Annotated in this window: 18 protein-coding genes; 6 read left to right on the top strand and 12 right to left on the bottom strand. The window is 72.7% G+C overall.

What is annotated here, in order from left to right; translation table 11 throughout:
* Positions 1-185 precede the first annotated feature (185 nt).
* The gene (locus tag ACFVGS_RS35870) at positions 186-1,157 is read left to right on the top strand and encodes a hypothetical protein (RefSeq protein WP_385696535.1); all 972 of its coding nucleotides are present in this window, start codon (positions 186-188) and stop codon (positions 1,155-1,157) included.
* A 112-nt stretch (positions 1,158-1,269) separates the two neighbouring features.
* Here the strand turns inward: ACFVGS_RS35870 and glnA are convergent, their stop codons facing one another.
* Complete coding sequence (gene glnA / locus ACFVGS_RS35865; protein ID WP_384423362.1) at positions 1,270-2,679, bottom strand: type I glutamate--ammonia ligase; 1,410 nt, start codon at positions 2,677-2,679, stop codon at positions 1,270-1,272.
* Between the two features lie 246 nt (positions 2,680-2,925).
* On the opposite strand from glnA, the gene ACFVGS_RS35860 reads away from it, so the two are divergent.
* Complete coding sequence (locus ACFVGS_RS35860) at positions 2,926-3,393, top strand: RDD family protein (RefSeq protein WP_384423361.1); 468 nt, start codon at positions 2,926-2,928, stop codon at positions 3,391-3,393.
* 114 nt (positions 3,394-3,507) lie between these two features.
* On the opposite strand, the gene ACFVGS_RS35855 is transcribed toward ACFVGS_RS35860, so the two are convergent.
* The 4 genes from ACFVGS_RS35855 to lipB all read right to left on the bottom strand — a co-directional run bounded on the left by ACFVGS_RS35855 (position 3,508) and on the right by lipB (position 6,512).
* Positions 3,508-4,218, bottom strand: a complete 711-nt coding sequence (locus tag ACFVGS_RS35855) for a DUF4191 domain-containing protein (protein ID WP_384423274.1) — start codon at positions 4,216-4,218, stop codon at positions 3,508-3,510.
* A gap of 10 nt (positions 4,219-4,228) precedes the next feature.
* A complete protein-coding gene (locus tag ACFVGS_RS35850; protein ID WP_384423275.1) occupies positions 4,229-4,438 on the bottom strand; it encodes a hypothetical protein in 210 nt (69 codons plus the stop codon).
* A 158-nt stretch (positions 4,439-4,596) separates the two neighbouring features.
* Positions 4,597-5,565 (bottom strand): lipoyl synthase, encoded by a 969-nt coding sequence (gene lipA / locus ACFVGS_RS35845; protein WP_385696532.1) that lies wholly within the window; start codon positions 5,563-5,565, stop codon positions 4,597-4,599.
* Positions 5,566-5,666: 101 nt separating this feature from the next.
* On the bottom strand, positions 5,667-6,512 hold the full coding sequence (lipB, locus tag ACFVGS_RS35840; protein ID WP_384423278.1) for a lipoyl(octanoyl) transferase LipB: 846 nt from the start codon (positions 6,510-6,512) through the stop codon (positions 5,667-5,669).
* 374 nt (positions 6,513-6,886) lie between these two features.
* On the opposite strand from lipB, the gene ACFVGS_RS35835 reads away from it, so the two are divergent.
* Positions 6,887-8,398: a regulator gene (locus ACFVGS_RS35835; protein WP_384423280.1), complete on the top strand. Its 1,512-nt coding sequence runs from the start codon at positions 6,887-6,889 to the stop codon at positions 8,396-8,398.
* A 19-nt stretch (positions 8,399-8,417) separates the two neighbouring features.
* Here the strand turns inward: ACFVGS_RS35835 and ACFVGS_RS35830 are convergent, their stop codons facing one another.
* Both ACFVGS_RS35830 and ACFVGS_RS35825 read right to left on the bottom strand, forming a co-directional pair.
* Positions 8,418-9,812 carry an FAD-dependent oxidoreductase gene (locus tag ACFVGS_RS35830; protein WP_385696528.1) on the bottom strand — a complete coding sequence of 465 codons (1,395 nt, stop codon included), beginning with the start codon at positions 9,810-9,812 and terminating at the stop codon, positions 8,418-8,420.
* Positions 9,813-10,017: 205 nt separating this feature from the next.
* Complete coding sequence (locus ACFVGS_RS35825; RefSeq protein WP_385696526.1) at positions 10,018-10,938, bottom strand: TIGR01777 family oxidoreductase; 921 nt, start codon at positions 10,936-10,938, stop codon at positions 10,018-10,020.
* A 46-nt stretch (positions 10,939-10,984) separates the two neighbouring features.
* Here ACFVGS_RS35825 and ACFVGS_RS35820 point away from each other — a divergent pair, with 46 nt between their 5' ends.
* Positions 10,985-11,563 carry a GNAT family N-acetyltransferase gene (locus tag ACFVGS_RS35820; protein WP_385696523.1) on the top strand — a complete coding sequence of 193 codons (579 nt, stop codon included), beginning with the start codon at positions 10,985-10,987 and terminating at the stop codon, positions 11,561-11,563.
* A gap of 4 nt (positions 11,564-11,567) precedes the next feature.
* On the opposite strand, the gene ACFVGS_RS35815 is transcribed toward ACFVGS_RS35820, so the two are convergent.
* Positions 11,568-12,206 (bottom strand): TetR/AcrR family transcriptional regulator, encoded by a 639-nt coding sequence (locus ACFVGS_RS35815; RefSeq protein WP_384423288.1) that lies wholly within the window; start codon positions 12,204-12,206, stop codon positions 11,568-11,570.
* 146 nt (positions 12,207-12,352) lie between these two features.
* Between ACFVGS_RS35815 and ACFVGS_RS35810 the strand changes: the two genes are divergently transcribed.
* Positions 12,353-13,147 (top strand): SDR family NAD(P)-dependent oxidoreductase, encoded by a 795-nt coding sequence (locus ACFVGS_RS35810; RefSeq protein WP_384423290.1) that lies wholly within the window; start codon positions 12,353-12,355, stop codon positions 13,145-13,147.
* A 45-nt stretch (positions 13,148-13,192) separates the two neighbouring features.
* Here the strand turns inward: ACFVGS_RS35810 and ACFVGS_RS35805 are convergent, their stop codons facing one another.
* Entirely contained in the window at positions 13,193-13,714 is a 522-nt protein-coding gene (locus ACFVGS_RS35805; protein ID WP_384423293.1) for a DUF4240 domain-containing protein, read from the bottom strand.
* A gap of 110 nt (positions 13,715-13,824) precedes the next feature.
* On the opposite strand from ACFVGS_RS35805, the gene ACFVGS_RS35800 reads away from it, so the two are divergent.
* Positions 13,825-14,754: an SDR family oxidoreductase gene (locus ACFVGS_RS35800; RefSeq protein ID WP_384423292.1), complete on the top strand. Its 930-nt coding sequence runs from the start codon at positions 13,825-13,827 to the stop codon at positions 14,752-14,754.
* A 60-nt stretch (positions 14,755-14,814) separates the two neighbouring features.
* On the opposite strand, the gene ACFVGS_RS35795 is transcribed toward ACFVGS_RS35800, so the two are convergent.
* From ACFVGS_RS35795 to ACFVGS_RS35785, 3 genes are all read right to left on the bottom strand, one after another.
* Positions 14,815-15,777 (bottom strand): helix-turn-helix transcriptional regulator, encoded by a 963-nt coding sequence (locus ACFVGS_RS35795; protein WP_385696519.1) that lies wholly within the window; start codon positions 15,775-15,777, stop codon positions 14,815-14,817.
* A gap of 73 nt (positions 15,778-15,850) precedes the next feature.
* Positions 15,851-18,553 (bottom strand): pyruvate dehydrogenase (acetyl-transferring), homodimeric type, encoded by a 2,703-nt coding sequence (aceE, locus tag ACFVGS_RS35790; protein ID WP_385696516.1) that lies wholly within the window; start codon positions 18,551-18,553, stop codon positions 15,851-15,853.
* Positions 18,554-18,895: 342 nt separating this feature from the next.
* Positions 18,896-19,519 (bottom strand): GntR family transcriptional regulator, encoded by a 624-nt coding sequence (locus ACFVGS_RS35785; protein WP_384423595.1) that lies wholly within the window; start codon positions 19,517-19,519, stop codon positions 18,896-18,898.
* Between the last annotated feature and the right edge of the window lie 74 nt (positions 19,520-19,593).

The raw sequence follows: 19,593 nt of genomic DNA, 5'->3' as shown, positions 1-19,593 counted from the left end.
ATGCTGGAGCCCCGCCCCGTCCACTTGCCGCCGTCTGACGGCCCGCGCGGGGAAGTTGGCGGAATCTGACACGCGCACCGTGGCCTGCGACTTCTACGCTCTTGACGCCGTCTGACAGCTACCGCGTCCCACCGCTCCCGACGCACGTCCACACCGCCTCACGGCCGAAGGGATCCGAACCGCACGTGGCCACCACCCCCGACACCCCACCGAATCCGGCGCACCAGGAGCTGGTGCGGGCCCTGGAAGAACTCCACCGCGCGGCCGGCCGTCCCAGCATGCGGAAGATCAGCGGTCTCATCGAGGAGGGCGAGCATCCCGCGGTCGTCAGCCACGAGGGCGTCCGCGCCGCCCTCAAGGGGCTGACGGTCCCGCGATGGGAGACCGTGCAGTCGATCGTCGAGGTGCTGGCGCCCGCCTGCGTCGATCCGCCGCGGGACCCGGCCGCCGAGGTGGCGCGGTTCCTGAAGCTGTGGCGCGCGATACGGGAGGGGGAGTCCGGCGGCCACCAGTCGGCCCGGGAGCTGGGCCTGTCCAGGGGCTGGGGCACCGACGACGGCCGATGGACCCCCGAGGCGATCCTCGGCCTGATGATCAACCCCTTCAACGCCGTCGAGATCCATCCCTCCCTCGCCGTGCCGCACGAGCCGATGATGACGGAGGACGAGTGGGTGCAGCTCGGCCTGCGCCTCATCGAGGAGAGCGGCGCCGAGCTCGCCCTGCGTGCCCTGCTCAAGACCCTGAAGGGCGACTACCTCGGCGCCGAGGACGGCAGCCCGTACGGTTACCACTTCCCGGACCAGGAAGCCGTCGACATGCACACGGCCTACCGCCACGGCTGCGAGCTGCTGCTCCGGCGCCTCGCGGTCGAGCCGAACCTCCTCCAGCGGTCGATCGCCGCCATGCACGCCGACGAGACCATGGATCGCGAGGACCGCCTCGCGATGCTGGAGGCGGAGTCGGACGCGTCGCTGATGCGGGAGGTGATGACGACGACGCCGGAGACCTGGCACGAGATCTCCGAGGAGGCGCAGCACCAGGTCTTCGGCTATCTCGTCAAGTCGTTCGGCCCCGTCGGCAGGATCGGCCTGCCGCCCGACCAGCGCTATCGGTTCGTCTGGCGTATCCCCGAACCGCCCGCGCCCGAGAGCCCGTAGAGCCCCCGAGACCCTCCAGACCCCCGGAGCAGGGGCCGGGAAACGACCGCCGGCCGTGCCTTCCCCCGAGGGAAGGACACGGCCGGCGGTGTCAGGACAGCGGTCCCGCGGCTTAGAGGTCGAAGTAGAGCTCGAACTCGTGCGGGTGCGGGCGCAGCTGGATCGGGGCGATCTCCTGGGTGCGCTTGTAGTCGATCCAGGTCTCGATCAGGTCGGAGGTGAAGACACCGCCGGCCTGCAGGTACTCGTTGTCCTCCTCGAGGGCGTCGAGGACCGCCGGGAGGGAGGTCGGGACCTGGGCGACGCCGGCGTGCTCCTCCGGGGCCAGCTCGTAGAGGTCCTTGTCGATCGGCTCGGCCGGCTCGATCTTGTTCTTGATGCCGTCGAGGCCCGCGAGGAGGAGGGCGGAGAAGGCGAGGTACGGGTTCGAGGACGGGTCCGGCGCGCGGAACTCGACGCGCTTGGCCTTCGGGTTCGATCCCGTGATCGGGATGCGCATCGCGGCGGAGCGGTTGCGCTGCGAGTAGACCAGGTTGACCGGGGCCTCGAAGCCCGGGACCAGACGGTGGTAGGAGTTCACCGTCGGGTTGGTGAAGGCCAGCAGCGACGGGGCGTGCTTCAGGATGCCGCCGATGTAGTAGCGGGCGGTGTCCGACAGGCCGGCGTAGCCCTGCTCGTCGTAGAAGAGCGGCTCGCCGCCCTGCCACAGCGACTGGTGGACGTGCATGCCCGAGCCGTTGTCGCCGAAGATCGGCTTCGGCATGAAGGTCGCGGTCTTGCCGTTGCGCCAGGCGACGTTCTTCACGATGTACTTGAAGAGCATCAGGTCGTCGGCCGCGGCGAGCAGCGTGTTGAACTTGTAGTTGATCTCGGCCTGGCCGGCGGTGCCGACCTCGTGGTGCTGGCGCTCGACCTTGAGGCCGACGTTCTCCAGCTCCAGGGAGATCTCCGCGCGCAGGTCGGCGAAGTGGTCGACCGGCGGGGCCGGGAAGTAGCCGCCCTTGTAGCGGACCTTGTAGCCGCGGTTGTCCTCGACCGCACCGGTGTTCCAGGCGCCGGCCTCGGAGTCGATGTGGTAGAAGCCCTCGTTCGCGGAGGTCTGGAAGCGGACCGAGTCGAACACGTAGAACTCGGCCTCGGGACCGAAGAACGCGGTGTCGGCGATGCCGGTGGAGGCCAGGTACGCCTCCGCCTTCTTCGCGATGTTGCGCGGGTCACGGCTGTACTGCTCGCCCGTGATCGGGTCGTGGATGAAGAAGTTGATGTTCAGCGTCTTGTCGCGGCGGAACGGGTCCAGGCGGGCCGTCGACAGGTCGGCGCGCAGGGCCATGTCCGACTCGTGGATGGCCTGGAAGCCGCGGATCGACGAGCCGTCGAAGGCCAGCTCCTCGGACGGGTCGAACGCCGTCGCCGGGATCGTGAAGTGCTGCATCACGCCCGGAAGGTCGCAGAACCGGACGTCGACCATCTTGACGTCATTGTCCTGAATGAACTTCTTGGCCTCGTCGGCGTTCTGGAACATCCAACTCCTCCTACTCCCGGCCCGGGGAGGGGCGGGGTTGCAGCTCGGTCGTAGGGCCAGTGCGGTGGCCTACACGCTGGACCCGACCATAGGCAGCCGGGATTTCTCAAGCATGACCCATTTGTTTCGTGGAAGTTAACCGGCCCGGCCGTGCCCCGCGGCCGCGGCGGCGCACCCGGCGGCGGCCGCGCGCCGTTCCCGCACCCAGGCCGAAGTGATCGAAAACGGGCGCAGTACCGTGGTCCGGTGGACAACAGGCAAGCACTCGGATCATGGCTCTCCGGCCCGCGCGCCGCGGCCGAAGAAGCGGGCGTGGACTTCGGTTACCGCGGGCAGCAGCTCGGCCTGCCCGAGGAGGGCCCCGGCTCCATCGCCCGGCCCGGCCGCCGCCTCGGCGCCCTCGCGGTCGACTGGGCCCTCTGCATGCTGATCGCATACGGCCTCATCACCGACGGCTATCAGCAGGCCACCGGCAACTGGGCGCTGCTCATCCTCTTCGTCACCAGCGCGCTGACCGTCGGCTCCGTCGGCGCGACGCCCGGCAAGCTGCTCCTCCGCCTGCGCGTCGTCTCCGTGAAGGGCGGCCGCCTCGGCCCGCTGCGCGCCGTCCTGCGCTCCCTGCTGGTCTGCCTGGCCGTCCCGGCCCTCATCTGGGACCGCGACGGCCGCGGCCTCCACGACCGCTTCTCCGGCGCCGTCCAGGTCCGGATCTAGCCTGTCCGGCGGATCAGGACTGACAGCCGCCGCACGGCGACGAAAGACAACGACGAGCGCCCCGGACCTGTCGCGGTCCGGGGCGCTCGTCGTTCGTACGGATCAGGTGTGCGCTCAGCGCATCTTCCCGCCCCTGGGCATCCGCATGCCCTTCGGCATCGGGCCCTTCGGCAGCGGCATGTTGCTCATCAGGTCGCCCATCGCCCGCAGCCGGTCGTTGGCGGCCGTCACCTGCGGGCCGGACAGCAGCCGCGGCAGCTTCAGCATCTTGGTGCGGACCTTCTTCAGCGGCACCTGGCCGGCGTCCTCGTCGTTGCCGACGACGATGTCCGTCACCGGGACGTCCACCGCGATCCGGGCCATCTTCTTCTTCTCGGCCGCGAGCAGCGTCTTCACCCGGTTCGGGTTGCCCTCGGCGACCAGGACGATGCCCTGGCGGCCGACCGCGCGGTGCACGACGTCCTGGTTGCGGTTCATCGCCACCGCGGGCGTCACCGTCCAGCCGCGCCCGATGTTCTGCAGCACCGCCGCGGCGGCGCCCGGCTGGCCCTCCATCTGCCCGAAGGCCGCCTTCTCGGCGCGTCGGCCGAAGACGATGGCCATCGCCAGGAACGCCAGGACGAAGCCGAGAATGCCCAGGTAGACCGGGTGACCGATCAGGAAGCCGATCGCGAGGAGGACACCGAGTACGACGATGCCCACGCCCGCGACGACGAGACCGACCTTCGGGTCGGCCTTCCGGGTCATCTTGTACGTGAGGGCGATCTGCTTCAGTCGCCCGGGGTTCGCGGCGTCAGCGCCGCCCGTGTTTGCCTTCCTCGCCATGTCCTGAAGTTTACGTGCCCAGGGAAGCCCGACCCGCCACCGCCTCCAGGACGTGCTGGGCCTCGACCCGGTCCCTGGCACGGCGTCGGTCCTCCAGGACGGACGTCCAGGCGTTGCGCCGGGCGGTGCGCTGCCCGCGGGCGAGCAGCACGGACTCGACGGCGCGCAGGGCGTCGGTGACGGACGGGAGGGCGCTGGCTCGGATGTGCGCGGCCTGCATGGGCGGGAGCCTCCGTGAACGCTCGGTGGCGGTGAGTGAGTAGAGCCTCACAGACTGGTGTTACCAGGGCGTGACCCGGGGGTCAAACACTGATGAAACGCTGATGCGGTCGTCCGTACGACGTACGGACGACCGCATCAGCATGCGTCGGGCGGAGGTCAGACGGCCTGGCTGGCGTTGTCGACGGCCCCGCGCCGCTCGATGGCCTGCTGGTACAGCCGGCCGGCGCGGTAGGACGAACGGACCAGCGGGCCCGACATCACGCCGGAGAAGCCGATCTCGTCGGCCTCCTCCTTCAGCTCCACGAACTCCTGCGGCTTCACCCAGCGCTCCACGGGGTGGTGCCGGACGGACGGACGCAGGTACTGGGTGATGGTGATGAGCTCGCAGCCCGCGTCGTGCAGGTGCCGCAGCGCCTCGCTGATCTCCTCGCGGGTCTCGCCCATGCCGAGGATCAGGTTCGACTTCGTGACCAGACCGTAGTCCCGGGCCTTGGTGATGACCTCGAGGGAGCGCTCGTAGCGGAAGCCCGGGCGGATGCGCTTGAAGATCCGCGGCACCGTCTCGACGTTGTGCGCGAAGACCTCGGGGCGGGAGGCGAAGACCTCCTCCAGGAGCTCCGGCACCGCGTTGAAGTCGGGGGCGAGCAGCTCGACCTTGGTGCGGCCGGCGGCGCGCTCCGCGGTCTGCTGGTGGATCTGGCGCACCGTCTCCGCGTACAGCCAGGCGCCGCCGTCCGCCAGGTCGTCGCGCGCGACGCCGGTGATGGTGGCGTAGTTCAGGTCCATCGTGACGACGGACTCGCCGACGCGGCGCGGCTCGTCACGGTCGAGGGCCTCGGGCTTGCCCGTGTCGATCTGGCAGAAGTCACAGCGCCGGGTGCACTGGTCACCGCCGATGAGGAAGGTCGCCTCGCGGTCCTCCCAGCACTCGAAGATGTTGGGGCAGCCCGCCTCCTGGCAGACCGTGTGCAGGCCCTCGCTCTTCACCAGGCTCTGCAGCTTGTTGTACTCGGGCCCCATCTTCGCCCGGGTCTTGATCCACTCGGGCTTGCGCTCGATGGGGGTCTGGCTGTTCCGGACCTCAAGGCGCAGCATCTTGCGTCCGTCGGGTGCGACTGCGGACACATCGGCTCCTGTAGCTTCGATTCTTCGGCGCACACCAGGGTACGCCCGTTGCTTCCCATGCCTTCACCGATGGCCAACCCGTGGCCAGGGGTGGGCATTCCTCAGGCCGAGGCCCGCTCCGTCTCGCGCGCGCCTTCGCCCGCGCTCTCGCCCGCGGCTTCGCGCTCGACGAGCCGCGGCTTCAGGTCCGCGTTCTCGAGCACGTCCTTCAGGTGCTTCTCGACGACCGGGAGCACGTCCTCGATCGTGATGTCCCGGCCGAGCTCGGCGGCCAGCGAGGCCACGCCGGCGTCGCGGATGCCACACGGGATGATCTTGTCGAACCAGGTGTTGTCCGGGTTCACGTTGAGGGCGAAGCCGTGCATGGTGACGCCCTTGGCGACCCGGATGCCGATGGCGGCGAGCTTGCGGTCCTCGCGGCGCTGGCCGGCGTTGGACGGGGCGTACTCCGGGCCGTTCAGGCGCGGGTCGAACTCCTCGTCGGTCAGCCGCGGGTCGAAGTCGAGCGAGAGCCCGCCGAGCGCCGGACGCTCCTCGACCGGGTCGCCGAGGACCCAGACGCCGCTGCGGCCCTCGATCCGGGTGGTCTCCAGGCCGAACTCGGCGGCGGTGCGGATCAGCGCCTCCTCCAGGCGGCGGACGTGGGCGACCACGTCGACCGGGCGGGGCAGCTTCATGATCGGGTAGCCGACGAGCTGGCCGGGACCGTGCCAGGTGATCTTGCCGCCGCGGTCCACGTCCACGACCGGCGTCCCGTCCAGGGGCCGCTCGCTGTCCGCGGTGCGCCGGCCCGCGGTGTACACGGGCGGGTGCTCCAGGAGCAGGCAGGTGTCCTCGGTCTCGTCGGCGAACCGGGCGGCGTGCACCTCGCGCTGCTTGTCCCACGCCACCTGGTAGTCGACGGCGTCGTCGCCGAAGCCCAGACGGACGAATCGCAGCTCACTCACGGCAATGCCTCCTCCTGGGTGCCGCGAGCCGGGTTCCGGGGATCGTCCCGGGGCGGGAGCCGGCGCGGCACCATGCGTCTTTCGCGCCCATGCCACTGTACGGCGGCGCGCGGCATGCCCCTCGGGCAGGTGTACGACGGGACCGCGGGCGGATGCGCGGGCGGCCGGGCCGTCCGGGGCCGGGGACGGCTCCCATGCTCCTGGTCACCGGCCTGCGACAACCCTTGATCCCGTTCCTCACACGATCGGATGAATGTGGGGCGAAGGTGGCGGTAAGGGCGGCGACTGCCGCTAAATTCACGCCGTTCCATGAGGGCCATGAGGGTCCGTACGGGCTGCCACCCGGGCCCGGAAGGCAGGAGACCGCACAGCTGATGACGGAACGACCCCCGCAGCGCATCCCGAACCGCCAGCTCGCCGCGCTCATCGCCGAAGCAGGTTTCTCCAACGCGGGTCTCGCCAGACGGGTGGACCAGCTCGGCCTCGAGCACGGCCTCGACCTGCGGTACGACAAGACCTCGGTGACCCGCTGGCTGCGCGGGCAGCAGCCGCGCGGCACCACCCCGGCCCTGATCGCCGAGGTCTTCACCCGCCGCCTCGGCCGCCGGCTCTCCGCGCAGGACCTGGGTCTCGACGCCTGCGCGCCGGTCTACGCGGGCCTGGAGTTCGCGGCGACGCCCGAGGAGGCCGTCGACATCGTCAGCGGACTGTGGCGCAAGGACTCCGGCAGCCACGCCGAGCTGCGGAAGATCGCCTTCACTCCCGCCGGCCTCGTCGTCCCCAGCCGCGACTGGCTCATCGGCCGGGCCGACGAGCGCGTCGCGCGCGGCGAGCCGGCGGGCGGCGGCGCGCACCCGGGCGCCGGCGCGGGGATCGGCGCGGGCCTGGGCGCCGGTACGAGGACGCCGGGCGCCGACCCGCGCGTGCCCGTCCAGGGCCGGTTCTCGGTGCCCCGCCAGCGCGGCACCGACCGCGGCCCCGGCCAGCGGGTCTCCAGCGGCGACATCGCCGCCCTGCGCTCCGTCGGCGAGCTCTTCCGCACCCTCGACCACGCCTACGGCGGCGGCCACGCCCGCCAGGCCCTCGTCCGCTACCTGGAACACGAGGCCGAGCCGATGCTGCGCGGCACCTACGGCGAGAGCGTCGGGCGCCGGCTGTTCGGCGCCGCCGCCGACCTCACCCGGCTCGCGGGCTGGACCTCGTACGACATCGCCGCGCACGGCCTGGCCCAGCGGTACTTCGTCCAGGCGCTGCGGCTCGCCCAGGCGGCCGGGGACCGGGCCTACGGTTCGTACGTCCTCGTCACCATGAGCCACCAGGCCGTCTACCTCGGCCACGGCCGCGAGGCCGTCCAGCTCGCCCGGGTCGCCCAGCAGGGCGTCGGCTCCGCCGCCCCGCCCGTCGTCCAGGCCCTGCTCCACTCGGTCGAGGCGCGCGGGCACGGCGTGCTCGGCGACTCCCGGGCCTGCGGCGCCTCACTGGCCCGCGCCGAGCGCGCCCTGGAGGCGGCCAGGCCCGGCGACGAGGTGCCGTACTGGGCCAGGTCCTTCGACGAGGCCCAGCTCGCCGACGAGTTCGGGCACTGCCACCGCGACCTCCAGCAGTACCGGGCCGCCGCCCAGCACGCCGAGCGCGCCCTCCAGCTGCGCGCGCCCGGCTTCGCCCGCAGCAGGCTGTTCTGCCGGGTCGTGCTCGCCTCCGCCCGGCTCGCCCTCGGCGAGCTCGACCAGGCCTGCGCGCTGGGCGCCGAGGCGGCCCAGCAGGCCTCCGAGATGCGCTCGGCGCGCGCGGTGGAGTACGTCCGCGACTTCGAGCGCCGCCTGGAGCCCTACCGGGACGCCCCCGCCGCCCGCACCTACCGCGACCGCGTGTCGACCCTGGGCTGACCCACCGGGCGCCGGATCCCTACGCCGCCCGCCGTTCGCCCGGCTCCGGTGCCGTCGGGCGGACGCCCAGGTCGGTCAGGAGGGCGACGGCGGCGCGGCGGGCCGAGGACAGGGCGCCGACCGGGGTGCCGGTGGCGCGGTGGTCGCCGCACACGTAGAGACCGGCCAGCACCCGGACCGGTCGCTCGGGGTCGAACGGCGGCCGCATCAACGGGAAGGCGCACGGCGTGTGGTGCAGGCCGAGCAGCTCCCAGTCGTCCGTGGACACGCCGTACAGCGTCGCCAGGTGCTTGCGGACCCGCCGCTCGGTGTCGTCCGGCGGCGCACCGAGCACCGTCGAGGTGACCAGGACCCGGCCGTCCGGCGCCCGCGTCGGGTCGACCGCGCTCATCACCGCCGTGTGCGCCACCGGGCCGCCCGCGTCGGACTCCAGGAGCAGCACCGGGTCGCCGCCCGGCGCGGCCGGCGCCGTGTGGTGCAGCACCGTCGCCCCGACGTACTCGGGCACCCGCAGGCCCGGCAGCAGCTCCGCCGCCGTCCGGCCGCCCGTCGCCAGGACCACCGAGCGACAGCCGAACACCCCGTGCTCCGCCGTCGTCACCCGCGAGATCGACGCCTCCGTGACCCGTACGCCGGTACGGACCGAGCCCGGCGGCAACGCCGCCGCGAGCCGCTCCGCCAGCGCGCCCGAACCGCCCTCCGGCACGCCGAGCCGGCCCCGCGCGAAGGACCGCAGCGCGAGGTCGGCGCGCCGGCTCGAAGTCGTCAGACCGGGGTCGCCGAGCAGCGCGGCGAGCAGCGGCCGCAGCACGCCCTGGACCGTACGGGAGGGCAGCCGGGCCAGCAGGGCCTCGCGCGCGGTGCGCTCGGTCCGGGTCAGCAGCCGCTGGGCGGGCGTCGTCGCCAGCCGTACCAGCGAGGCGCCGAGCCGCGCCTGGTCGAGCGAGACGGCCGGGTTGCGCGGGGCGCCGGCGAGGGCCCGCGCCATCCCGCGTGCCGCCTCCACGCCCCGGGCGGCCGGGACCGGGCCCCAGGCGCCTCCGGCAACCCGTACGCCCCCTGCGCCCCCCGCGCCCCCGGCACCCGCCGGGCCCCAGGAGGCGTGCGGTGACGGCCGGCGGGTGGTGCTCCACGGCGTGTGCGGCGCGCCCCACCGTGCGTACCGCCCGTCGCTGTGCACCAGCACACCGGGCGCAAGAGGGCGCAGCCGGACGCCGGCGACCTCCGGCGTCGTGAACAGCGGCCCGACGCGGTCGAGCCGGAAGCCGTCGACGGTTTCCGTCGCCATCCGCCCGCCGACCTGCTGCTCGGCCTCCAGGACCGTGACCGAGAGACCTGCCTCGGTCAGCTGATGAGCCGTCGCGAGACCCGCGATTCCGGCCCCTACGACGACGACGTCCGCGTTGTTGAGCACGTGCCCCTCCCCAGGTCGGCGCGGCTTGTGGGAGGCCTATGCCCCCAACCGGCCTCCGGAATGCCCTAGTTCGCAACGAGACTAGGCAGCGCTCCCACGGCGGGGAGCAGCGCGCGACGGGGAGCGCGGAGCACGGGGGAGCACGTCTCGGAGAGCGGACGGTGGATTCCGAAGGAGCGGGGGCTGTACGGGCGGTGGCGGCGCGTCAGCGCGCGGCGGCCCGCACGGCGTCGTCGATGGTCGGGAAGGCGAAGTCGAAACCGGTCTCCAACAGCCGCCCCGGCAGCACCCGCTGACTTCCGAGCACGTCCCGCGCGAACTCGCCGAGCGCCACCCGCAGCGCCGGCGCGGGCACGTGGAAGAAGGCCGGGCGCCGCAGCACCCGTCCCATCGAGACCGTCACCTCGCGGTTGGTGACCGGCTCGGGCGCGGTCAGGTTCACCGGTCCCGACAGGGACGGCGTGTCCATCATGTGGCGGAGCGCGGCGACCTCGTCGTGCAGCGAGATGAAGCTCCAGTACTGGCGGCCGTCGCCCATCCGCCCGCCGAGCCCGGCCCGGAACAGCGGGAAGAGCCGCCCCCAGGCGCCGCCCTCGCGGGCCACCACCAGGCCGGTGCGGGCGTACGTCACGCGGATGCCGGCGGCCTCGGCGGGCGCCGCGGCGGCCTCCCAGTCCACGCACACGGACGGCAGGAAGCCCTCGCCCGCCGGCGCGCTCTCGTCCACCGCGCGGCTGCCGGTGTCGCCGTAGTAGCCGAGTGCCGTGCCGCAGACCAGCGCCTCGGGCGGGTCGGCGAGCGAGGCGAGCGCCTCGGCGACGGCCCGGGTGCCGAGGACCCGGCTGTCGCGGATCTCCTTCTTGTACGCCTCGCTCCAGCGCCGCTCGCCGACGCCCGCGCCCGCCAGGTGGACGACGGCGTCGACCCCGACGAGCCCCGCGGCGTCCACGTACAGTCCGGCCGGGTCCCACTCGACCTCGTCGGCCGTGGCGGCCGGCCGCCGGACGAGCCGGAGGACCTCGTGGCCGTCGGCGCGCAGGGAGCGCACGAGGGCGGAGCCGATGAGTCCGGACGCGCCGGTGACGGCGACGCGCTTGCGGGACGGGTGCTGCGAGGAGGGCTGCATGCCGCCATCCTGCCCTCCGCCGCCCCGCTGTGACACAGTGGCCCGCATGATCGTGCCGGAGATTCGGATACGCGAGGCCGTGGCCTCCGACGAGACCGCGCTCGCCGAGCTCGACCGCACCACCTGGTCGCCTCTCCACGCGGTGCTGCCCGCCCCGGAGCCGGGACGGCCCTTCTTCGACGAACGGCATCTGCCGGAGCACTACCTGGTCGCGGAGGCGGCGGAAGTCCCCGCACCCGCGCAGGCCTCCCCGGCCACCGAGCCCGCGGAGGCCGCTGACGGCTCGGACGTCACGGAGTCCGCCGCTCCGGCCGTCCTCGGCTACGTCCGGCTCGCCCCGCCGACCCCGCTCGCCGCCAACGCCCACGTCCGTCAGATCCAGGGCCTCGCGGTGGCCGGTTCCGCCCGTGGCCGCGGCGTGGCCCGCGCCCTGCTGCGCGCCGCGGCGGCGCGGGCCCGCGCCCAGGGCGCCACCCGCCTCACGCTCCGCGTCCTCGGCCACAACACGCCGGCCCGCACGCTGTACGAGACCGAGGGCTTCCGGGTCGAGGGCGTCCTCCCCGACGAGTTCCTGCTGGACGGCACGTACGTGGACGACGTCCTCATGGGCCGCAGCCTGGACTAGGGCCTCACTCCTCCCCGGCCGGCCGGCGCGTGCCGCCGCCCGTCAGTTCGCGCAGGCACCGCACCGCGAGCTCCGCCGGCGCGCCCTCGCCGCGGAGCGGGGCGTCCGTCGGCGACCAGGTCTCCAGGGCGACGCGGATCGCGGCGGTGGCCGCGGCCGCCGTGAGGCGGAGTTCCAGCGGGTCCGTGCCGGGAGGTGCCAGGGCGGTGAGGACGGCGCGCAGTCGTTCCTCGGACTCGTGGTTGACCCGGTACCAGACGGCCCGCAGCGCCGGGTCGCGTTCGGCCGCGCGGAGCAGGCCGCGGGTCCAGCGCAGGCCCTCCTCGGCCTCCGGGCCCTCGGCCGCGAGGGAGCCGGCGATGGAGCGCTCCAGGGCGGCGGGCAGCGACGTACCGGGCTCGGTCGCCGCGAGCTCGGCGCGCCAGCGGTCGGCGCCGACCGCCAGGAGCGGCGCGACGGCGTCCTGCTTGGAGCGGAAGTAGCGGTAGAAGGTGCGCAGCGCGACCCCGGCCCGCTGGGCGATGTCCTCGGCCGTGGTGTCGTCGGGGCCGCGCTCGGTGAACAGCTCGGCCGCCGCGCGGGCGATGTCGAGCTGGGTGGCGGCCTTGCGGCGCTCCGTCAGGGAGAGGGGCTTGGTGCTCACGCGACCCAGCGTACGCCCGCGACTGCCATGTCGGCACTTCGTGCAGCTATGGCAAAACATGCCACTTGGACGTACGGTGGTCGGCATTCCCCGGAACGCATCACCCCCGGATGCTCCGGAAGCCCGAGATCGAGAGGTTGTCGTCAATGAACCAGCTGACCCGTTACGAGGGACGCCGCGCACTCGTCACCGGCGGCGGCTCCGGCATCGGCCAGGCCACCGTGCTGCGCCTGCTGGCCGAGGGCGGCACGGTCGTCGCCGCCGACATCAGCGAGGACGGCCTCAAGGACACCGCCGCCAAGGCCGGCGATTCGGCCGCCCGCCTCACCACGATCGTCGTGGACATCGCCGACGAGAGCTCCGTACGCGAGGGTGTCGCCGCCGCCGTCACCGCGCTCGGCGGCCTGGACGTCCTGGTCAACGCGGCCGGCATCCTCCGCTCCTCGCACACCCACGAGACCGGCCTCGACGCCTTCGAGCAGGTGATCCGGATCAACCTCACCGGCACCTTCCTCGTGATCCGCGAGGCCGTACCGGCGCTCCTGGAGGGCAACGACGCCGCCGTCGTCAACTTCTCCTCCACCTCGGCGATGTTCGCCCACCCCTACATGGCGGCCTACGCGGCCAGCAAGGGCGGCGTCCAGTCGATGACCCACGCGCTCGCCGCCGAGTACGCCAAGCAGGGCATCCGCTTCACCGCCGTCCAGCCCGGCTCCATCTCCTCGGGCATGACCGACGGCTCCGGCGCCAGCAAGCAGTCCCAGGGCCCCGGCCTGCCCGAGGACACCGACTGGTCCCTCTTCGCCAAGCTCGCCCCCGCGCTCGGCCAGGGCTTCGCGGGCCCCGAGACCGTCGCCGGCGTCGTCGCGATGCTCGCCTCCGAGGACGGGAAGTTCATCACCGGCACCGAGGTCCGCATCGACGGCGGCACCCACTTCTGAGCCACCCCTTCAGCCCGGACCGCCCGGACCGGTCCCTTCGTACCCCTACCCGGGACCGAACCGGGCCCACAGCCGCGGGAAGCGGGCCGCGAGCACGGCGTCGTCGTCCAGGTCGAACGGCGTGCCCAGCGGCTCCGCACCCGGCGGCGGAATCCCCAGGTCCGGCGTCTCCGCGCCGGTCAGCAGCTCGTACGCCTCGTCCGCGGCGAAGCCCAGCTCCTCGCCGTCCCCGTCGATCTCGTCGTCGAAGTCCTCGAGCAGCTCCGCCAGCGCGTCCGGCTCGTGCACCGCGCCCTCGAAGACCTCCCGGCCCTGGCCGATCAGCCAGCAGCGGAACCAGTCGAAGGTGTCGTCCGCCGCCCCGTCGAGCAGCACCGCGGCCGCGCCCCACAGGTCCCAGCTGTACGCGCGGTTGTAGCGGGCCTCGAAGTGGCGGGCGAAGTCGACCACGGAGTCCGGGTCGAGCTGGGTGAGCCGCTCGACGAGCAGGTCGGCGTGCTCCTCCGGGTCGCCCTCGGCGCGCTCCCGGGTGGAGTCGATGATCTCCCAGAACTCCGTCTCGTCCATCACGGCACCAGCATCGTGGGTGCCGCCGGGCGACGCACCCGGAATCGGCTGAAAGCAAGCCGAAAACAATCCGGACAGAAGATGTCGTACTTTCCTGTCACCGTGAAGCCATGACCACGGAAACGAGGCCGCTCGACGGCCGTACCATCCTCGTCGCCGGCGCCACCCGGGGCGCCGGACGCGCCATCGCCGTCCAGCTCGGCGCCGCCGGCGCCACCGTCTACGTCACCGGGCGCACCACCCGCGACCGGATCAGCGAGGTCGGCCGGGCGACCGAGACCATCGAGGAGACCGCCGAGCTGGTGACCGCCGCGGGCGGCGAGGGCGTCGCCGTCCCCACCGACCACCTGGAGCCCGACCAGGTCCGCGCCCTGGTCGAGCGCATCGACCGCGAGCGCGGCCGGCTCGACGTCCTCGTCAACGACGTCTGGGGCGGCGAGCACCTCATCGGCGGCTCCTTCGGCAAGAAGACCTGGGAGATCGGTCTCACCGACGGCCTGCGGATGCTCGAACTCGGCGTGAAGACGCACCTCGTCACCTCCCACGCCGCCCTGCCGCTGCTCACCCGCCACCCCGGCGGCCTCGTCGTCGAGATCACCGACGGCACCACCGCGTACAACGGCGACCACTACCGCGAGAACCTCTTCTACGACCTCGCCAAGAACGCACCCATCCGGATGGCCTTCGGTCTTTCCAGGGAACTCGCGGACTCGGCCGGCACGGCCGTCTCCGTCAGCCCCGGCTGGCTCCGCTCCGAGCAGATGCTCGCCCACTTCGGCGTCACCGAGGAGAACTGGCGCGACGCGACCGAGAAGCTTCCCGACTTCGCCGTCTCCGAGTCCCCGGTCTACGTCGGCCGGGCGGTCGCGGCCCTCGCCGCCGACCCGGGCCGGGCGCGCTGGAACGGGCGCTCGCTCGACAGCGGACAGCTCGCCCGGGAGTACGGCTTCACCGACGCCGACGGGTCCAGGCCCGACGCGTGGGGGTTCATGCTGGCCAAGGAGGCCGACCCGGACACACGGGCGGACGACTACCGGTAGCGGATCACCTGTGGCCGATCACCGGTGGCCGGTCGCCGGCGGCCGCCCGCCGGCGGGCGGCTACCCGTAGAGCCCGGCCATGCCGCGGGCCGCCGCGGCGAACCGCTCGCGCAGGGAGGCGGGGGCCACCACCTCCGCCTCCGGCCCGAGCCCGAGCAGCTGGCCGAAGGCGACCTCCTCGTTCTCCACGGGCAGGACCACCCGGAGGCGGCCGTCCTCGGCGACCCCCGCCGCCAGGGCCTCCTCGGCCGCCGCGCGGTCCGTCAGGTACGGCAGCCGCCGCGCACCCGCCTCCGTGAGCCGGAGCTCCACCTCGGACCGCAGCAGGGAGCGCGCGAACGCGGCCGCCCGCTCCGCCCAGAAGGCGTCCAGCTCGAAACCCGGGTCGCGCTCGAACCGCTCCTCGCCCACCGCCACCGCCGTGAACCGCTCCACCCGGTACGTGCGGTACGAGTCGCCCGCGCGGGCGCACACGTACCAGACGCCCGCCTTCAGCACGAGGCCGTACGGTGCGAGCTCGCGCTCCACCTCCTCGCCGTCCCCGCGCCGGTAGCGGGCGGACATCCACCGGTCGTCCCAGACCGCCTCCGCGACCGCCGGCAGCAACTCCGGCGTCTCCGGCTCCTGGTACCAGCCCGGCGCGTCCAGGTGGAACCGGCGGGCCGCCGACCCCGGCGCGTCCCGCAGCGAGGGCAGCAGCGCCGCCGACACCTTCAGGCGGGCCGCCGAGGCCGCGTCCTGGAGCCCCATGTCCCGCAGCGCACCCGGCAGCCCGGAGAGGAAGAGCGCCTCCGCCTCGTCACGGGCGAGTCCGGTCAGCCGCGTGCGGTACCCGCCGACCAGCCGGTACCCACCGGTCCGGCCCCGGTCCGCATAGACGGGAACCCCCGCCTCCGAGAGGGCGAGGGCATCACGGGTGACGGTCCGCTCCGACACCTCCAGCTCGGCGGCGAGCTCGGCCGCCGTCATGGAGACGCGGTTCTGGAGCAGCAGGACCATCTTGATGAGTCGGGCGGCGCGCATGAGGCCATCATGCGCGCCGCCACCGACAACGGGCCCTGCCTTTCCGGCCCTGCGGGCCGGGGCCTGTCAGGTCCTACAGGCCGTAGCGCTCCCGCGCCTCCTTCACGGCCGTCGCCTGGACCTCGCCGCGGCGGGCGAGCTGGGCGAGGGACGCGACGACGATCGACTGCGCGTCGACGCCGAAGTGGCGGCGGGCCGCTTCGCGGGTGTCCGAGAGGCCGAAGCCGTCGGCGCCCAGCGAGCTCCAGTCCTGCTCGACCCACTGCGCGATCTGGTCCGGGACCTGGCGCATGTAGTCGGAGACCGCGAGGACGGGGGAGTCCACGCCCTCCAGGGCCTGGCGGACGTACGGCACGCGCTCCTCGCCGCGCAGCAGGGCCGCGTCGGCCTCAAGGGCGTCACGGCGCAGCTCGGTCCACGAGGTCGCGGACCACACGTCGGCGGCCACGCCCCACTCCTCGGCGAGCAGCTTCTGCGCCTCCAGGGCCCAGTGGATCGCGGTGCCGGAGCCGAGCAGCTGGATCCGCGGGGCGTTGGCCGGGACGGTCAGGCCGGCCGACTCCGCCGTGTTGAAGCGGTAGAGCCCCTTGACGATGCCCTCGTCGACGCCCGCGTGGCCCGGCTTGGCCGGCTGCGGCATCGGCTCGTTGTAGACGGTGAGGTAGTAGAAGACGTCCTGGTCCTCGCCCTCGGCCGCCTCGCCGTACATGCGGCGCAGGCCCTCCTTGACGATGGCCGCGACCTCGTAGGCGAACGCCGGGTCGTAGGTCAGCGCCGCCGGGTTGGTGGCCGCGATCATCGGGGAGTGGCCGTCCGCGTGCTGGAGGCCCTCACCGGTGAGGGTGGTGCGGCCGGCGGTGGCGCCGACGAGGAAGCCGCGGCCGAGCTGGTCGCCGAGCTGCCACATCTGGTCGGCGGTCCGCTGCCAGCCGAACATCGAGTAGAAGATGTAGAACGGGATCATCGTCTCGCCGTGCGTGGAGTACGCGGTCGACGCGGCGATGAAGTCGGCCATCGAGCCGGCCTCGGTGATGCCCTCGTTCAGGATCTGGCCGTTGACGGCCTCCTTGTAGTACATCAGCTGGTCGCGGTCGACCGGCTCGTACGTCTGACCCTTCGGCGAGTAGATGCCGAGCGAGGGGAAGAGGGACTCCATGCCGAAGGTGCGGGCCTCGTCCGGGACGATCGGGACCCAGCGCTTGCCGGTCTCCTTGTCGCGGACCAGGTCCTTGACCAGCCGCACGAAGGCCATCGTCGTGGCGACGGACTGCGAGCCGGAGCCCTTGTCGAAGGCGGCGAAGGCCTTCTCGGCCGGGGCGGGCAGCGGGGCCACCGGGTGGACGCGGCGGGCCGGGGCCGGGCCGCCGAGGGCCGCGCGGCGCTCCTGGAGGTAGCGGACCTCGGGCGCGTCGGCGCCCGGGTGGCCGTAGGGCACCACGCCGTCGACGAACTGCGCGTCCGAGATCGGCAGGTCGAGCAGATCACGCATCTGCTTGAACTCGTCCGTGCTCAGCTTCTTCATCTGGTGGTTCGCGTTCTTCGACGCGAAGCCCTCGCCGAGGGTGTGGCCCTTGACGGTCTGCGCCAGGATCACGGTCGGCGCGCCCTTGAACTCCACGGCGGCCTTGTACGCGGCGTACACCTTGCGCGGCTCGTGGCCACCGCGCGAGAGGTGGAAGCACTCGAGGATCTTGTCGTCGGACAGCAGCTTCGCCATCTCGACGAGCGCCGGGTCCTTGCCGAAGAAGTCCTCGCGGATGTAGGCGGCGTCGCGGGTCTGGTACGTCTGGACCTGCGCGTCCGGGACCTCGCGGAGGCGGCGGACCAGGGCGCCGGTGGTGTCCAGCGCGAACAGCTCGTCCCAGGCGTTGCCCCACAGGGTCTTCACGACGTTCCAGCCGGCGCCGCGGAACTGGGCCTCCAGCTCCTGCACGATCTTGAAGTTGGCGCGGACCGGGCCGTCGAGGCGCTGCAGGTTGCAGTTGATGACGAAGGTCAGGTTGTCCAGACCCTCGCGGGCGGCGAGCGCGAGGGCCGCCGTCGACTCGGGCTCGTCCATCTCGCCGTCGCCCAGGAAGGCCCAGACGTGGGAGGCGGAGACGTCCTTGATGCCGCGGTTGGTCAGGTAGCGGTTGAAGCGCGCCTGGTAGATCGCGGACAGCGGGCCGAGGCCCATGGAGACGGTGGGGAACTCCCACAGCCAGGGCAGACGGCGCGGGTGCGGGTAGGAGGGCAGGCCGTTGCCGCCGGACTCCTGGCGGAAGTTGTCGAGGTGCGACTCGTTCAGGCGGCCGTCGAGGAAGGCGCGGGCGTAGATGCCGGGGGAGGCGTGGCCCTGGATGTAGAGCTGGTCGCCGGAGCCGTCACCCTCCTTGCCCTTGAAGAAGTGGTTGAAGCCGGTCTCGTAGAGCCAGGCCGCGGAGGCGAAGGTGGCGATGTGGCCGCCGACGCCGTGCTTGGCGCCGCGGGTGACCATCGCGGCCGCGTTCCAGCGGTTCCAGGCGGTGATCCTGCGCTCCATCTCCTCGTCGCCGTCGACGACGGGCTCCGCGGAGGTGGGGATGGTGTTGAGGTAGTCCGTCTCCAGGAGCTTGGGCAGGGCGAGGCCCGCGCCCTCGGCGTGCTGGAGCGTGCGGCGCATCAGGTAGGCGGCCCGGTGGGGACCGGCGGCCTTGGTGACGGCGTCGAGGGAGGCCGCCCACTCGGCGGTCTCCTCGGTGTCACGGTCCGGGAGCTGGTCGAGCTCGCTCGGAATCTTGCCTACGGGATCGGTCATGATCGCCGCCTTCCGGACAGGTGGGGGTGGAGATAAAAGGGGCCTTGTCTGGCAGGACAGGGCGAAGGACCGGGGTACGGCCCGCCGAAGACTGTAAGCCGCCGATCGATGATCGATCAAAGCTTCGCAGAGAAAAAGATGCCCGGAGCACCAAAGTCGGCACAGGGTGCCGCGAAAAAGGGCACCCGGTGCCTTGTTTTCCCAGGTGGGATCGACAGTCTGAGGAGCGGCTCGCACAAACGAGCGGGTTGCGCCGGACGCGCGGACCTGCCCGGAAAACGACGGCGGGCCCACCCGGAGGTGGACCCGCTGGACCGGTTCGACACGGCGTACGTGGCCGGATCACGCCCTCGGCGCGCACCCCAGCACATGCGCCTTCACCAGCGCGCCGATGTTCGGGTCCCGGCGGCGGAAGGCCTCCACGAGCTCCTGGTGCTCCTCCGCGTACGACTTCTGCACCGTGCCCAGCCAGCGGATCGACAGGGCCGTGAACACCTCGATGCCCAGGCCCTCCCAGGTGTGCAGCAGCACGCCGTTCCCGGCCGCCTTCACCAACTCCCGGTGGAACGCCACCGTGTGGCGCACCTGCGCCGTGCCGTCCGAGGCCGCGTCAGCCTCGTACAGCGCCGCGACATGGGGCTCCAGGGCCGAGCAGTCCGCCGCCAGCCGGCCCGCCGCGAGTTCGGCCGCGATCTGCTCCAGACCGGCCCGTACGGGGTAGCTCTCCTCCAGGTCGGCGGCCGTCAGATTGCGCACCCGGACGCCCTTGTTGGGCGCGGACTCGATCAGTCGCAGCGACTCCAGCTCGCGCAGCGCCTCCCGGACCGGGGTCTGCGAGACCTCCAGCTCCGTCGCGATCCGCCGCTCCACGATCCGCTCGCCCGGCTTCCAGCGGCCGCTGACGATGCCCTCCACGATGTGCTCGCGGATCTGCTCGCGCAGCGAATGGACGACGGGCATGGTCATGGGGGCCGCTCCTCGGGAGTCAGTAGACACCTAGACAATACGGCGGCGCCCCCGCCCGGAAACACATCCGGGCC

Source organism: Streptomyces sp. NPDC127114 (assembly GCF_042677525.1).
GTDB lineage: Bacteria > Actinomycetota > Actinomycetes > Streptomycetales > Streptomycetaceae > Streptomyces.
Note: the sequence above shows the minus strand (reverse complement) of the source record. Positions and strands in the feature narration are given on the sequence as shown.